At 38.8% G+C, this 12,325-nt stretch carries 24 protein-coding genes; all 24 read right to left on the bottom strand.

What is annotated here, in order from left to right:
- Window positions 1–796 precede the first annotated feature (796 nt).
- Window positions 797–1,183 carry a 50S ribosomal protein L17 gene (gene rplQ / locus SFC32_RS07130; protein ID WP_003067190.1) on the bottom strand — a complete coding sequence of 129 codons (387 nt, stop codon included), beginning with the start codon at window positions 1,181–1,183 and terminating at the stop codon, window positions 797–799.
- 14 nt (window positions 1,184–1,197) lie between these two features.
- On the bottom strand, window positions 1,198–2,136 hold the full coding sequence (locus SFC32_RS07135; RefSeq protein ID WP_009853219.1) for a DNA-directed RNA polymerase subunit alpha: 939 nt from the start codon (window positions 2,134–2,136) through the stop codon (window positions 1,198–1,200).
- A gap of 48 nt (window positions 2,137–2,184) precedes the next feature.
- The gene (gene rpsK, locus SFC32_RS07140) at window positions 2,185–2,568 is read right to left on the bottom strand and encodes a 30S ribosomal protein S11 (protein ID WP_003062885.1); all 384 of its coding nucleotides are present in this window, start codon (window positions 2,566–2,568) and stop codon (window positions 2,185–2,187) included.
- Between the two features lie 17 nt (window positions 2,569–2,585).
- Window positions 2,586–2,951 (bottom strand): 30S ribosomal protein S13, encoded by a 366-nt coding sequence (rpsM, locus tag SFC32_RS07145; protein ID WP_006531334.1) that lies wholly within the window; start codon window positions 2,949–2,951, stop codon window positions 2,586–2,588.
- Window positions 2,952–2,968: 17 nt separating this feature from the next.
- Window positions 2,969–3,085, bottom strand: coding sequence for a 50S ribosomal protein L36 (gene rpmJ / locus SFC32_RS07150; RefSeq protein ID WP_002959355.1), 117 nt, complete (start codon window positions 3,083–3,085; stop codon window positions 2,969–2,971).
- A 25-nt stretch (window positions 3,086–3,110) separates the two neighbouring features.
- On the bottom strand, window positions 3,111–3,329 hold the full coding sequence (infA, locus tag SFC32_RS07155) for a translation initiation factor IF-1 (protein ID WP_001040189.1): 219 nt from the start codon (window positions 3,327–3,329) through the stop codon (window positions 3,111–3,113).
- Between the two features lie 117 nt (window positions 3,330–3,446).
- Window positions 3,447–4,088 carry an adenylate kinase gene (locus SFC32_RS07160; RefSeq protein WP_411049797.1) on the bottom strand — a complete coding sequence of 214 codons (642 nt, stop codon included), beginning with the start codon at window positions 4,086–4,088 and terminating at the stop codon, window positions 3,447–3,449.
- Between the two features lie 96 nt (window positions 4,089–4,184).
- Window positions 4,185–5,489 (bottom strand): preprotein translocase subunit SecY, encoded by a 1,305-nt coding sequence (secY, locus tag SFC32_RS07165; protein ID WP_039696042.1) that lies wholly within the window; start codon window positions 5,487–5,489, stop codon window positions 4,185–4,187.
- A 16-nt stretch (window positions 5,490–5,505) separates the two neighbouring features.
- Complete coding sequence (rplO, locus tag SFC32_RS07170; RefSeq protein ID WP_003062876.1) at window positions 5,506–5,946, bottom strand: 50S ribosomal protein L15; 441 nt, start codon at window positions 5,944–5,946, stop codon at window positions 5,506–5,508.
- Window positions 5,947–6,087: 141 nt separating this feature from the next.
- Window positions 6,088–6,270: a 50S ribosomal protein L30 gene (gene rpmD, locus SFC32_RS07175; RefSeq protein WP_006531331.1), complete on the bottom strand. Its 183-nt coding sequence runs from the start codon at window positions 6,268–6,270 to the stop codon at window positions 6,088–6,090.
- 14 nt (window positions 6,271–6,284) lie between these two features.
- On the bottom strand, window positions 6,285–6,779 hold the full coding sequence (gene rpsE / locus SFC32_RS07180) for a 30S ribosomal protein S5 (RefSeq protein WP_003062871.1): 495 nt from the start codon (window positions 6,777–6,779) through the stop codon (window positions 6,285–6,287).
- 18 nt (window positions 6,780–6,797) lie between these two features.
- Complete coding sequence (gene rplR / locus SFC32_RS07185; protein ID WP_003001342.1) at window positions 6,798–7,154, bottom strand: 50S ribosomal protein L18; 357 nt, start codon at window positions 7,152–7,154, stop codon at window positions 6,798–6,800.
- Window positions 7,155–7,261: 107 nt separating this feature from the next.
- Window positions 7,262–7,798, bottom strand: coding sequence for a 50S ribosomal protein L6 (gene rplF / locus SFC32_RS07190; RefSeq protein ID WP_074482938.1), 537 nt, complete (start codon window positions 7,796–7,798; stop codon window positions 7,262–7,264).
- Between the two features lie 144 nt (window positions 7,799–7,942).
- Entirely contained in the window at window positions 7,943–8,341 is a 399-nt protein-coding gene (gene rpsH / locus SFC32_RS07195; protein ID WP_006531328.1) for a 30S ribosomal protein S8, read from the bottom strand.
- A gap of 175 nt (window positions 8,342–8,516) precedes the next feature.
- The gene (locus tag SFC32_RS07200) at window positions 8,517–8,702 is read right to left on the bottom strand and encodes a type Z 30S ribosomal protein S14 (RefSeq protein WP_003062863.1); all 186 of its coding nucleotides are present in this window, start codon (window positions 8,700–8,702) and stop codon (window positions 8,517–8,519) included.
- A 17-nt stretch (window positions 8,703–8,719) separates the two neighbouring features.
- Window positions 8,720–9,262, bottom strand: a complete 543-nt coding sequence (rplE, locus tag SFC32_RS07205; RefSeq protein WP_006531327.1) for a 50S ribosomal protein L5 — start codon at window positions 9,260–9,262, stop codon at window positions 8,720–8,722.
- Window positions 9,263–9,288: 26 nt separating this feature from the next.
- Window positions 9,289–9,594 (bottom strand): 50S ribosomal protein L24, encoded by a 306-nt coding sequence (rplX, locus tag SFC32_RS07210; RefSeq protein WP_003067218.1) that lies wholly within the window; start codon window positions 9,592–9,594, stop codon window positions 9,289–9,291.
- Window positions 9,595–9,670: 76 nt separating this feature from the next.
- On the bottom strand, window positions 9,671–10,039 hold the full coding sequence (gene rplN, locus SFC32_RS07215) for a 50S ribosomal protein L14 (RefSeq protein WP_020916217.1): 369 nt from the start codon (window positions 10,037–10,039) through the stop codon (window positions 9,671–9,673).
- Between the two features lie 24 nt (window positions 10,040–10,063).
- Window positions 10,064–10,324: a 30S ribosomal protein S17 gene (gene rpsQ / locus SFC32_RS07220; RefSeq protein WP_002885836.1), complete on the bottom strand. Its 261-nt coding sequence runs from the start codon at window positions 10,322–10,324 to the stop codon at window positions 10,064–10,066.
- A 27-nt stretch (window positions 10,325–10,351) separates the two neighbouring features.
- Complete coding sequence (rpmC, locus tag SFC32_RS07225; protein ID WP_003062854.1) at window positions 10,352–10,558, bottom strand: 50S ribosomal protein L29; 207 nt, start codon at window positions 10,556–10,558, stop codon at window positions 10,352–10,354.
- Between the two features lie 9 nt (window positions 10,559–10,567).
- Window positions 10,568–10,981, bottom strand: coding sequence for a 50S ribosomal protein L16 (gene rplP, locus SFC32_RS07230; RefSeq protein WP_003029477.1), 414 nt, complete (start codon window positions 10,979–10,981; stop codon window positions 10,568–10,570).
- Between the two features lie 3 nt (window positions 10,982–10,984).
- Window positions 10,985–11,638, bottom strand: a complete 654-nt coding sequence (rpsC, locus tag SFC32_RS07235; RefSeq protein ID WP_021141408.1) for a 30S ribosomal protein S3 — start codon at window positions 11,636–11,638, stop codon at window positions 10,985–10,987.
- A 12-nt stretch (window positions 11,639–11,650) separates the two neighbouring features.
- Window positions 11,651–11,995 carry a 50S ribosomal protein L22 gene (gene rplV, locus SFC32_RS07240; RefSeq protein ID WP_003062848.1) on the bottom strand — a complete coding sequence of 115 codons (345 nt, stop codon included), beginning with the start codon at window positions 11,993–11,995 and terminating at the stop codon, window positions 11,651–11,653.
- Window positions 11,996–12,010: 15 nt separating this feature from the next.
- Entirely contained in the window at window positions 12,011–12,286 is a 276-nt protein-coding gene (gene rpsS / locus SFC32_RS07245) for a 30S ribosomal protein S19 (RefSeq protein ID WP_020916215.1), read from the bottom strand.
- Between the last annotated feature and the right edge of the window lie 39 nt (window positions 12,287–12,325).

Here is a 12,325-nt window from a genome sequence, read left to right on the forward strand (position 1 = left end):
TCTTCAACGCTTTGTCAAGAAGTTTTTTGAACTTTTTTTCAAAGCCTTTTGAAATGTTTGCTGCCTCAAACAACAGCTTATTTAGTATACTAAACTTCATTTCCTCTGTCAACAGGTTTTTTAAGTTTTTTTGATATTTTTTTGTAACAATGTCATAAAAACTGTCATATAAACTGAGTTTATGATCTTCACCATTATAACTAAGCCGTTTTCATATTTTTTTCTGATAATAACAGCTTAGTTAGTCGACAATTTTTTCAAAATAAAGAAATCGATGCTCGTTAGAATTTCCTTCCCAGTTAAAAAGATGACACTTCGATTATTCTCCATAAAATACCAAATAAGGTCTCTACAGGCTTCTCGCTTGGCTTTTTACTCCCCCAACAGCGAAATTCATCCAAACCTTCCTCAGAGCGTCTCAGGAGCTTTTTAAGCGCTATTTGGTACATCCTTGATAAAAATCCTTTTTTTCCCGTATAAAGAGGGCATTTTTAGGTATAAACTCGCTATTATAAAGTCTATGCAAAAAATTCTTATTTCGATTGCATTAAATTATTGCTGAGTAGTATATTGTATTGGGTTCTATTATCCATAAATTGAAGGTAGTTGCAGTTTTTAAATAGAAAAACGCCTGCTTACGAAGTGTTTCTAATCTAGAGACATTTCGTAAACAAGCGTTACTCAATCACCAATATGATGAGTGTTCCCGCTGGGGAAAAATCCCCAGCGGTAGACCAGAGCTAGACTAAGAACCAAAAGGTTCCATCATCATAACACTCAACAAAATTGATAAAAATTATACTAATTCAATGATTGCCATTGGAGCAGCATCACCACGGCGAGGTTCAGTTTTAAGAATACGAGTGTATCCACCGTTGCGTTCTGCATAGCGAGGTGCGATTTCATCGAAAAGTTTTTGAAGAGCTGTTTGTGAAGAGTATTTTTCAGTAGCTTCATCAAAGTTTTCAGATGCAATTTCATTACGTACGAAAGCAGCAGCTTGACGACGTGCATGAAGGTCACCACGTTTACCTAAAGTAATCATTTTTTCAACTGTTTTACGGATTTCTTTAGCACGAGCTTCAGTTGTTACAATAGATTCGTTAATCAAAAGATCTGTTGTCAAATCACGAAGCATTGCTTTACGTTGTGAGCTAGTGCGTCCTAGTTTACGGTAAGCCATTTTATCCTCCTATATTATTTATCGTTTTTGAGTCCGAGTCCAAGATCAGCAAGTTTAACTTTGACTTCTTCAAGGCTCTTACGACCAAGGTTACGGACTTTCATCATTTCAGGCTCAGTTTTTTCTGTCAAATCAAATACAGTGTTGATACCTGCACGTTTAAGACAGTTATATGAGCGGACTGACAAATCAAGTTCTTCGATAGTACGGTCAAGCACTTTTTCATCGTTAACTTTTTCAGTTTCTTTCATTACGTCAGTGTTTTTAGCCACTTCTGTAAGGTCAGTAAACAGATTCAAGTGTTCAATCAAAACGCGTGCTGATAGACCTAAAGCATCTTCAGGAATGATTGTGCCATTTGTCATGATTTCGATTGTTAATTTATCAAAGCCGTCATTGCTACCTACACGAGCAGGTTCAACTTGATAATTAACTTTTTTCACTGGTGTGTAGATAGAGTCTACAGCCAATGTTCCCACTGGAGCATCTTCTTTTTTATTACCTTCGGCTGGAACGTAACCACGTTTTTTAGCAACAGTCATTGTTGCTTTCAAACTGTGTCCTTCAGCGATTGTAAAGAGATAGTGGTCTGGGTTGACGATTTCAACATCACTATCAGTTAAAATATCCCCGGCAGTAACTTCTGCTGGACCTTCAACGTCAAGTTCGATAATTTTTTCATCATCAACATAAGATTTTACTGCAAGTCCTTTAATATTAAGGATGATTTGCATAACATCTTCGCGTACACCTGGAATAGTGTCAAATTCGTGGAGTACTCCATCAATTTTAATTGATGTTACTGCCGCACCTGGGAGTGAAGACAAGAGTACACGACGAAGAGAATTACCTAGAGTTGTACCGTATCCACGTTCAAGTGGTTCGATAACAAATCTGCCGTAATCTTTATTTTCATCAATTTTTGTTATTATTGGTTTTTCAAACTCAATCATTTATTATACTCCCTCGAAACGAATCTTGTGTACTATTAACAATTATGATTACACACGACGACGTTTTGGAGGACGAGCACCATTGTGTGGCACAGGAGTAACGTCACGGATTGAAGTCACTTCAAGACCAGCAGCAGCAAGAGCACGAATAGCAGACTCACGACCTGAACCAGGACCTTTTACAGTAACTTCAACAGTTTTAAGACCATGTTCTTGTGCAGATTTAGCAGCAGCTTCAGCAGCCATTTGTGCAGCGAATGGAGTAGATTTACGAGAACCTTTGAATCCAAGAGCACCAGCTGATGACCAAGCAATTGCATTACCATGCACATCTGTAATCATAACAATAGTGTTATTGAATGTAGCGTGAATATGAGCAACACCAGATTCGATGTTCTTTTTCACACGACGTTTACGTGTTGGTTTAGCCAATTTTTTTACCTCCTATTTTATTTTTTCTTACCTGCAATCGCAACAGCTTTACCTTTACGAGTGCGAGCGTTATTTTTAGTGTTTTGACCACGGACAGGAAGTCCACGACGGTGACGGATACCACGGTATGAACCAATTTCCATCAAGCGTTTGATGTTCATGTTCACTTCACGACGAAGGTCACCTTCAACTTTAATTGCATCAACTTCACGACGGATAGCATCTTCTTGGTCTGATGTTAAATCTTTAACACGGATGTCTTCAGAAATACCAGCAGCTGCTAAGATTTTCTTAGAAGTTGCAAGACCGATACCATATACATAAGTAAGTGAAATTACTACACGTTTTTCATTTGGAATATCAACTCCAGCAATACGAGCCATTTTTTCTCCTTTCTATATTATCCTTGACGTTGTTTGTGTTTTGGATTTGATGGACAAATTACCATAACACGACCGTTACGACGAATAACTTTACAGTATTCGCAAATTGGTTTGACTGATGGTCTTACCTTCATTTTTTAATCCCTCCAATTATTTCGATTATTTAAAGCGGTATGTGATACGTCCACGTGTTAAATCGTAAGGACTCATTTCAACAGTAACACGGTCACCTACCAAAATACGAATGTAGTTTTTACGGATTTTTCCTGATACAGTTGCCAAGATTTGGTGTCCATTTTCTAATTCAACAGTAAACATAGCGTTAGGCATCGTCTCAACAACTTTACCTTCAATTTCAATCACATCTTCTTTTGCCACGCAAAAGTACCCCCTAAATTTCGATTTGATGTCCTCTGAGCACAGAGGTAACAATTATAAGCCAGACTAGCCTATTATATCACGACTCTTCTACTTGTGCAAGTAGAAACTCTTAAATTATTTTAATGATGAGATTGCTTTTTCAATGTCAGCAAATACATCATTGATGTCTTGGTTACCTTGAATATCAAAAACAATACCAGCTTTACGATAGTGTTCAATGATTGGTGCACCTTGAGCAATATTAACATCAAGACGACGTTTTACAGTTTCAGGTTTGTCATCTTCACGTTGGTAGAAATCATCTTCATTGTAGTCACCAACTGGTGGATTGAAGATTTTGTGGAATGTTTCACCTGTTTTACGGTTAATAATGCGTCCACTCAAACGTTCAATAAGTGATTCTGGATTAACATCAATGTTAATAACACCGTCTAATTTAAGATCCAAATTTTTAAGTGTTTCATCCAAAGCATGTGCTTGTTCGATAGTACGTGGGTAACCATCAAGCAAGAAACCTTTTTCAGCGATATCAGCTTGTGCCAAACGTTCTTTAACAATACCGTTAGTTACTTCGTCAGGTACAAGTTCACCTTTATCGATGAATGATTTAGCAAGAACACCCATTTCAGTTTTGTTTGCCATTGCAGCACGGAACATATCTCCGGTAGAAATGTGTGCAACGCCGAATTCTTCAACGATTTTTGCTGCTTGAGTCCCTTTACCAGCCCCTGGTAAACCCATGATTAAAAGATTCATGATACTCTCCTTATTTTATTTTTAAATAAATTTAACACCGAAGTGCTAAACTTATTCAAAAACAAAATAGAAAGGTTGACTAGGTCAACCCATATTCTATTCTGCTGTGTTCATGAAACCAACATACTGTCTCTTCAAGAGATAACCTTCAAGTTGTTTCATTCCTTCAATACCTGTTGAAATCAAGATAAGAAGACTTGTTCCTCCAAGAGCAATACTGCTAGATAGGTTCATTGCTTGTTGTGCAATAATTGGTGTTAATGAAATAAACGCCAAGAAAATTGAACCTACAGTAGCTAATTTCTTCAACAATGAAGAAAGATATTCTTCTGTTTCGCGTCCAGGTCGAACACTAGGAATATATGACGCACCTTTTTGCAAGTTTTCTGCTGTTTTTTCAGGATTAACTTGAACAAAAGTATAGAAGAATGAGAATAAAATAATTAGTACTGCGTAAATTACCATTCCGATTGGTGTTTGGTAATTCAAATATGATTCTAGAGTTGTAAGCCAAGGAATATCATGTCCATTTGAAATCAACGGAATAATCGTACTTGGAATCGTTGTAATCGAGCTGGCAAAGATAACGGGAATGACGCCAGCCGGATTAATTTTTAAAGGAAGATAAGAACTTGTTGGTGCACCTTGAACAAGTTTTGTATATTGGATTGGAATTTTGTATTCTGCTTGTTGGACAAAGGTTGTAAAGAACACAATTGCCAATACTGCTACGATTAACAAAGCTACAAAGATGTATGAAGATATTAAATCACTTGAACGAACGTTAACAAAGAAATCTTCGTAGATTGTTGAAATAGCATTTGGAATTGATGAAATGATACCCGCAAAGATAATCATTGAAACACCATTTCCGAAACCTTTGTCGGTGATTTGTTCACCAAGCCATGTCACAATCATACTACCTGTTGTGAGCAAGGCACCAATCAGGATATAAGTTTTCACATTTGGTGTAGAAACCAATGAGATACTGGATAAAGTATTAAATCCTGCTGTAATCCCAATCGATTGAATGAAGGCTAAGACAAGCGAAATGTAACGAGTCGCTTGATTTAACTTACGACGACCAACTTCACCTTGTTTACTCCACTCAACAAACTTAGGCAAAATATCCATTTGTAACAGTTGAACAATGATAGATGCTGTGATATACGGGCTAACACCCATTGAGAATACAGAGAAGTTGCTCATAGCATTACCAGAGACAAGGTTCAACATGTTTAGAAAGGGAAGTTCACCTAATTGATCGAGACTCTTAGCGTTGATACCTGGCACAGTAATATGTGTTCCAACACGGAAAACAAAGATGATAAAAAGTGTAAAGAAAATTTTATTTCTAACATTTTTTACCTTAAGTGCATCTTTAAGTAATTTAAAGAACATACCGAGTCCTCCTTAATTAGATGACTTCGATTGAACCACCTTTTGCAGTGATAGCTGCTTCAGCAGATTTTGAGAATTTAGCTGCTTTAACAGTCAATTTTTTAGTCAATTCGCCGTTACCAAGAACTTTAACGCCTGATTTTTCAGCACGAATGATTCCAGCTTCTTTAAGAACAACTGGAGTTACTTCTGTACCATCTTCGAAAACGTTAAGTTGGTCAAGGTTTACAAGAGCGTATTCTTTAGCGTTAACGTTCAAGAAACCACGTTTTGGCATACGACGGAACAATGGAGTTTGTCCACCTTCAAAACCAAGACGTACTTTACCACCGCTACGAGCTTTTTGACCTTTTTGACCGCGTCCTGCAGTTTTACCGTTACCAGATGATGTACCACGACCTACACGGTTACGTACTTTACGAGAACCTTCAGCAGGTTTAAGTTCATGAAGTTTCATTATTAATTTCTCCTTTTTTGTAAAATGCTAGCGCCTCTATGAGGGGAAAGGACTCCCCATAGAAACTCGCCTATACTAATATCTAGTTTAAGTCGCAAGAGTACCCCTTGCGACTTAAACCTAAAATTTATTTAATGTTAATTATTTAACATCTTCAACAGTTACCAAGTGTGAAACTGAAGTAACCATTCCACGGATAGCTGGAGTGTCTTCTTTAACAACTGAGCTATGTAATTTACCAAGTCCAAGAGCAGCAACTGTTTTACGTTGTGCAGGAATGCGTCCGATTGGAGACTTAGTCAAAGTAATTTTAATTTGAGCCATTATTATCCCCTTTCTTATGCTAAATCAGAAACTGAAACACCGCGAAGAGCAGCAACGTCTTCTGCACGTTTAAGTTGTTTCAAACCTTCAACAGTTGCGCGAACAATGTTGATTGGAGTGTTTGAACCAAGTGATTTAGATGTAACATCTGCAACACCGGCCAATTCGATGACGGCACGAACAGCACCACCAGCAGCGACCCCAGCACCTTCTACAGCAGGTTTCAACAATACTTTAGCTCCACCAAATTCTGAACGAACTTCGTGAGGAATTGTTGTACCAACCATAGGTACTTCGATCAAGTTTTTCTTAGCGTCTTCAACAGCTTTACGAATAGCTTCTGGTACTTCTTGAGCTTTACCAGTACCGAAACCAACACGACCATTACGGTCACCAACAACTACAAGAGCTGCAAAACGAAGACGACGTCCACCTTTAACAACTTTTGTAACACGGTTGATCGCAACAACGCGTTCTTCAAGTTCAACTGCATTATCTTTAAATGCCATTATTTAGTGTCCTCCCTATTAGAATTTCAATCCGTTTTCACGAGCTGAGTCAGCCAAAGCTTTAACACGTCCGTGATAGAGATATCCACCGCGGTCAAACACCACTTCAGAAATACCTTTAGCTACTGCGCGTTCAGCAACAAGTTTACCGACAACAACGGCTTGTTCTGTTTTAGTTCCTTTAGAAACTTCTTTATCAAGAGTTGATGCACTTGCGAGCGTTACACCCGCTACGTCATCAATAACTTGAGCGTAGATGCCTGTATTAGAACGGAAAACGTTCAAACGTGGGCGATCAGCAGTTCCAGAGAGTTTACCGCGAACGCGACGGTGGCGTTTTTGGCGGATTTTGTTTTTATCTGGTTTCGAAATCACAATTTTCACCTCTTAATTAATTGATTAATGTCAAAACGACATTGTTTTTATAAATGTTAGCATATGAGTTCTGCGAGAAAAAATCTCGCAAGACATCCCATAAACTATTATTTACCTGTTTTACCTTCTTTACGACGTACGTATTCACCAACGTAACGGATACCTTTACCTTTGTAAGGTTCTGGAGCACGAAGGCTACGGATGTAAGCAGCTGTTTGACCAACAACTTCTTTGCTGATACCGTTAACGACGATTGAAGTTGCAGATGGTACTTCAAATGAAATTCCTTCTGGAGCTTCTACTTCGTCTTGGTGAGATTTACCTACAGAAAGTACAAGTTTTGAACCTTGAAGTTGTGCACGGTAACCAACCCCGCGCATTTCAAGTTCTTTTTTGAAACCTTCAGAAACACCAATTACCATGTTGTTCAAGTTAGCACGAGCTGTACCATGGATTGTTTTCATTTCTTTTGAGTCGTTTGGACGGTGAAGTGAAACTTCAGTTCCTTCAACTTTGATTTCAATGTTTTTGTTAAACTCACGAGTGAGTTCGCCTTTAGGTCCTTTAACAGTTACTACGTTGTTGTTGTTAGTAACTTCTACACCAGCAGGCAAGTTGATAACTTTATTACCAATACGTGACATAGTTTTATTTTTCTCCTGTTAAATTGTCAGGCCGCATAAAGCGACGAGTTTTCACGGGGCGACTAATACACAAATTTGTGCTTAATAGTCCATTAGATGGTTAAGTAAGATTTCCTCTCCATAAATGGAGAGATGAAAAACTTCTTACCAAACGTAAGCAATAACTTCTCCACCAACGTTCTTTTGACGAGCTTCTTTGTCAGTCAAAAGACCTTCTGATGTAGAGATGATTGCAATTCCAAGTCCGTTAAGAACTTTAGGAACATCTTCACGTTTTGCGTAAACACGAAGACCTGGTTTTGAGATACGTTTCAAGTTAGTGATAACACGTTCACCGTTTTGTCCGTATTTAAGGAATACGCGGATGATACCTTGTTTGTCATCTTCGATAACTTCAACGTTTTTCACGAAACCTTCGCGTTTAAGGATTTCAGCAATACCTTTTTTGATGTTTGATGCAGGTACTTCAAGCACTTCGTGTTTTGCTTGGTTAGCGTTACGAATGCGTGTCAAAAAGTCTGCAATTGGGTCAGTCATAACCATTTATATATTCTCCTCTTACTAGTAGTTTGAATTGTTCACTTGCTAGTTAATGTCGCCCGAAGGCTTAATTAAATTCAATTTTATCACTTGAACCCCATCATGAACCACGCCAAATAGAAAATTGAATAACAATTTACTATTTGGCTTGTCCAGTCAGGTTTCTTATATCATCGACTTACCAAGAAGCTTTGGTAACGCCTGGGATTTGTCCTTTGTAAGCTAACTCACGGAAGCAAACACGGCAAAGTTTGAATTTGCGGTAAACTGAGTGTGGACGGCCACAACGTTCGCAACGAGTGTAAGCTTGCGTAGAGAATTTCGCAGGGCGATGATTCTTAGCAATCATAGATTTTTTAGCCAATTGATTTACCTCCTAAATTATTTTGCAAAAGGCATTCCAAGGCCTTTAAGCAATTCACGACCTTCTTCGTCAGTGTTAGCAGTAGTTACGATAACGATATCGAGACCACGTACTTTATCAACGTCATCAAAGTTGATTTCTGGGAAGATCAATTGTTCTTTCACACCAAGTGTGTAGTTACCACGTCCGTCAAATGATTTTGTTGGAACACCGTGGAAGTCACGAACACGTGGAAGTGAAACTGTTACCAATTTATCTAAGAATTCGTACATACGTTCACCACGAAGGGTAACTTTTGCACCGATCGCTACACCTTCACGAAGACGGAAGCCAGCGATTGATTTCTTAGCTTTAGTAATCAATGGTTTTTGACCTGAAATAAGTGCCAATTCAGCAGCAGCTTTTTCAAGGTTTTTAGCGTTATTTACAGCATCACCAACACCCATGTTAAGAACGATTTTCTCAACTTTTGGGACAGCCATAACTGAAGAATAGTTGAATTTTTCAGTCAAAGCAGAAACAACTTCGTTAGTGTATTTTTCTTTTAAGCGATTTGCCATTATATACTTTCTCCTTTCCTTCGTGATTAATCAAGCACTTCGCCTGATTTTTTGTTGTAACGAACTTTTTTGCCGTCTACAACTTTGTAACCAACACGTCCTGCAACACCATTTTTGTCAAGAACTTGAACGTTAGACACATGGATTGGTGCTTCTTTTTCCACGATAGCACCTTGAGGGTTTACGTTGTTTGGTTTTTGATGTTTTTTAACAATAGCAACACCTTCAACAACAACTTTGTTGACTTTAGGAAGGGCTTTAAGAACTACAGCTTCAACGCCTTTGTCCTTACCAGCAATAACGCGAACTTTATCGCCTTTTTTTACAAACATTTGGTTTTTCTCCTATTATTTCTTACGCCCTAATGGGCACCCTGCAAAAGCAGGGGACTTAGTTTGTGTTTATGAATTAAAGTACTTCTGGTGCAAGTGAAACGATCTTCATGAAGCCACCTTCACGCAATTCACGTGCAACAGGGCCGAAGATACGAGTTCCGCGAGGAGTTTTGTCATCACGGATGATTACAGCAGCGTTGTCGTCAAATTTGATGTATGAACCGTCTGGACGGCGTGCACCAGTTTTAGTACGAACAACTACAGCTTTTACGACATCACCTTTTTTAACAGCTCCACCAGGAGTAGCTTGTTTTACAGAAGCAACGATTACGTCACCGATGTTAGCGAATTTACGTCCTGAACCACCAAGAACTTTGATAGTCAAGATCTCACGAGCACCGCTATTATCAGCAACTTTCAAGCGAGTTTCTTGTTGAATCATTTCAAATTTCTCCTTTTAGTTTGATTAGATAATAACAGCTTCTTCCACAACTTCTACAAGACGGAAGCGTTTTGTAGCTGAAAGTGGACGAGTTTCCATGATACGAACGATATCGCCTTCTTTAGCAACGTTGTTTTCATCATGTGCTTTGTATTTTTTAGAATAGTTGATACGTTTACCATAGACTGGGTGGTTACGTTTAGTTTCAACTACAACAGTGATTGTTTTATCCATTTTGTCAGATACTACGCGTCCAACAAGGGTTTTACGTTGATTACGTTCCATTATTAGAATTTCTCCTTTCCCAATCTATTATTTCTTTTCAGATTGCACTGTTTTAACACGTGCAATTTGTTTTTTAACTTCGTTCAAACGAGCAGTTTGATCAAGTTGACCTGCTGCAGCTTGGAAACGAAGATCAAAAAGTTCTTTCTTAAGTTCGTTTTCTTTCTTAGCAAGTTCTTCTTGAGAAAGACCACGAAGCTCTTTAACAAAATCTTTAATTTCTTGAAGTTTCATGATTTCTCCTTATTCTGCTTCACGTTTCACGAATTTAGTCTTAACTGGCAATTTGTGGCTAGCAAGACGAAGTGCTTCACGTGCAACTTCTTCAGGTACACCAGCGATTTCGAACATAACTTTACCACGTTTAACTGGTGCTACCCAACCTTCAGGTGCCCCTTTACCAGAACCCATACGTACACCGATAGCTTTAGCAGTGTATGATTTGTGTGGGAAGATTTTAATCCAAACTTTACCACCACGTTTCATGTAACGAGTCATTGCGATACGGGCAGCTTCGATTTGACGGTTTGTGATCCAGTGGCTAGTAGTAGCTTGAAGACCGTATTCACCAAATGCGACTTCTTTACCACCTTTAGCTTCACCGCGCATTTTTCCACGGAATTCGCGACGGTGTTTAACACGTTTAGGTACTAACATTTGTTATTTGCCTCCTTTAGTGTTTTTACGAGCTGGAAGAACTTCACCACGGTAGATCCAAACTTTAACACCAAGTTTACCGTAAGTAGTGTCAGCTTCTTCCCAAGCGTAGTCGATATCTGCACGAAGTGTGTGAAGTGGAACAGTTCCTTCTGAATAACCTTCAGCACGAGCGATATCAGCACCGTTCAAACGACCAGATACTTGAGTTTTAATACCTTTAGCACCTGCACGCATTGTACGTTGGATAGCTTGTTTTTGAGCACGACGGAAAGCAACACGTTGTTCAAGTTGACGTGCAATGTTTTCACCAACAAGGTGAGCGTCCAAATCAGGTTGTTTGATTTCAACGATGTTGATGTGAACTTGTTTTCCTGTCAATTTGTTAAGTTTAACGCGAAGAGCGTCAACGTTAGCTCCACCTTTACCGATAACCATACCTGGTTTAGCAGTGTGAAGTGAAACAATTACTTTGTTTACAGCACGTTCAATTTCAATACGTGAAACTGAAGCGTCTGCCAATTCTGTTTGGATGAATTTGCGGATTGCAAGATCTTCATGAAGGTAATCCGCGTATTCTTTTTCAGCATACCATTTCGCATCCCAATCACGGATGATTCCGACACGCATACCAATTGGATGTACTTTTTGACCCACGATTTTACCTCCTTATTTTTCTGACACAACTACTGTTACGTGAGTTGTGCGTTTGTTGATTGGTGAAGCTGAACCTTTAGCACGTGGACGGAAACGTTTCATAGTTGGTCCTTCGTTTGCGAAAGTTTCAGATACTACCAAGTTAGCTTTTTCCAAACCAAAGTTGTTTTCTGCGTTAGCGATAGCAGAGTTAAGAACTTTTTCAACTACACGAGCTGCTTTGTTTGGAGTGAATTTCAAGATTGCGATTGCGTCAGCAACGTTCTTACCACGGATAAGATCAAGTACAAGACGTGTTTTACGAGGTGAAACACGGACTGTACGAGCCATTGCTTTAGCTGAAGTAATTTCTGCCATTGTGTCCTCCTCTTATTAACGTGTTTTCTTATCGTCAGCAGCGTGACCTTTGTAAGTACGAGTTGGTGCGAATTCACCAAGTTTGTGACCTACCATGTCTTCTTGAATGTAAACTGGTACGTGTTTACGTCCATCATAAACTGCGATTGTATATCCGATGAAACTTGGGAAAATCGTTGAACGACGTGACCAAGTTTTAATTACTTTTTTCTTTTCGTCGTTTGCTTGAGCTTCAACTTTTTTCATCAAATGCTCATCGACGAAAGGTCCTTTTTTAAGACTACGTCCCATTTTGTAGTTTTCTCCTTTAAATTATAGTACCACAGCGGC

It is taken from the genome of Streptococcus sp. TATVAM-FAB8, assembly GCF_046592795.1.
Taxonomy (GTDB): Bacteria; Bacillota; Bacilli; order Lactobacillales; family Streptococcaceae; genus Streptococcus; species Streptococcus ruminicola.

What these genes read in the sequence shown, in the direction of transcription:
- rpsQ (WP_002885836.1), bottom strand. Translation starts at nt 10,324, where the DNA reads ATGGAACGTAATCAACGTAAAACCCTTGTTGGACGCGTAGTATCTGAC.
- rplX (WP_003067218.1), bottom strand. Translation starts at nt 9,594, where the DNA reads ATGTTTGTAAAAAAAGGCGATAAAGTTCGCGTTATTGCTGGTAAGGAC.
- rplQ (WP_003067190.1), bottom strand. Translation starts at nt 1,183, where the DNA reads ATGGCTTACCGTAAACTAGGACGCACTAGCTCACAACGTAAAGCAATG.
- rpmD (WP_006531331.1), bottom strand. Translation starts at nt 6,270, where the DNA reads ATGGCTCAAATTAAAATTACTTTGACTAAGTCTCCAATCGGACGCATT.
- rplN (WP_020916217.1), bottom strand. Translation starts at nt 10,039, where the DNA reads ATGATTCAACAAGAAACTCGCTTGAAAGTTGCTGATAATAGCGGTGCT.
- rpsE (WP_003062871.1), bottom strand. Translation starts at nt 6,779, where the DNA reads ATGGCATTTAAAGATAATGCAGTTGAACTTGAAGAACGCGTTGTTGCG.
- rplV (WP_003062848.1), bottom strand. Translation starts at nt 11,995, where the DNA reads ATGGCAGAAATTACTTCAGCTAAAGCAATGGCTCGTACAGTCCGTGTT.
- SFC32_RS07135 (WP_009853219.1), bottom strand. Translation starts at nt 2,136, where the DNA reads ATGATTGAGTTTGAAAAACCAATAATAACAAAAATTGATGAAAATAAA.
- rplE (WP_006531327.1), bottom strand. Translation starts at nt 9,262, where the DNA reads ATGGCAAATCGCTTAAAAGAAAAATACACTAACGAAGTTGTTTCTGCT.
- rpsH (WP_006531328.1), bottom strand. Translation starts at nt 8,341, where the DNA reads ATGGTTATGACTGACCCAATTGCAGACTTTTTGACACGCATTCGTAAC.
- rplP (WP_003029477.1), bottom strand. Translation starts at nt 10,981, where the DNA reads ATGTTAGTACCTAAACGTGTTAAACACCGTCGCGAATTCCGTGGAAAA.
- rpsS (WP_020916215.1), bottom strand. Translation starts at nt 12,286, where the DNA reads ATGGGACGTAGTCTTAAAAAAGGACCTTTCGTCGATGAGCATTTGATG.
- secY (WP_039696042.1), bottom strand. Translation starts at nt 5,489, where the DNA reads ATGTTCTTTAAATTACTTAAAGATGCACTTAAGGTAAAAAATGTTAGA.
- SFC32_RS07160 (WP_411049797.1), bottom strand. Translation starts at nt 4,088, where the DNA reads ATGAATCTTTTAATCATGGGTTTACCAGGGGCTGGTAAAGGGACTCAA.
- rplO (WP_003062876.1), bottom strand. Translation starts at nt 5,946, where the DNA reads ATGAAACTTCATGAACTTAAACCTGCTGAAGGTTCTCGTAAAGTACGT.
- rpmJ (WP_002959355.1), bottom strand. Translation starts at nt 3,085, where the DNA reads ATGAAGGTAAGACCATCAGTCAAACCAATTTGCGAATACTGTAAAGTT.
- rpsM (WP_006531334.1), bottom strand. Translation starts at nt 2,951, where the DNA reads ATGGCTCGTATTGCTGGAGTTGATATTCCAAATGAAAAACGTGTAGTA.
- rpmC (WP_003062854.1), bottom strand. Translation starts at nt 10,558, where the DNA reads ATGAAACTTCAAGAAATTAAAGATTTTGTTAAAGAGCTTCGTGGTCTT.
- rplF (WP_074482938.1), bottom strand. Translation starts at nt 7,798, where the DNA reads ATGTCACGTATTGGTAATAAAGTTATCAACTTGCCTGCTGGTGTAGAA.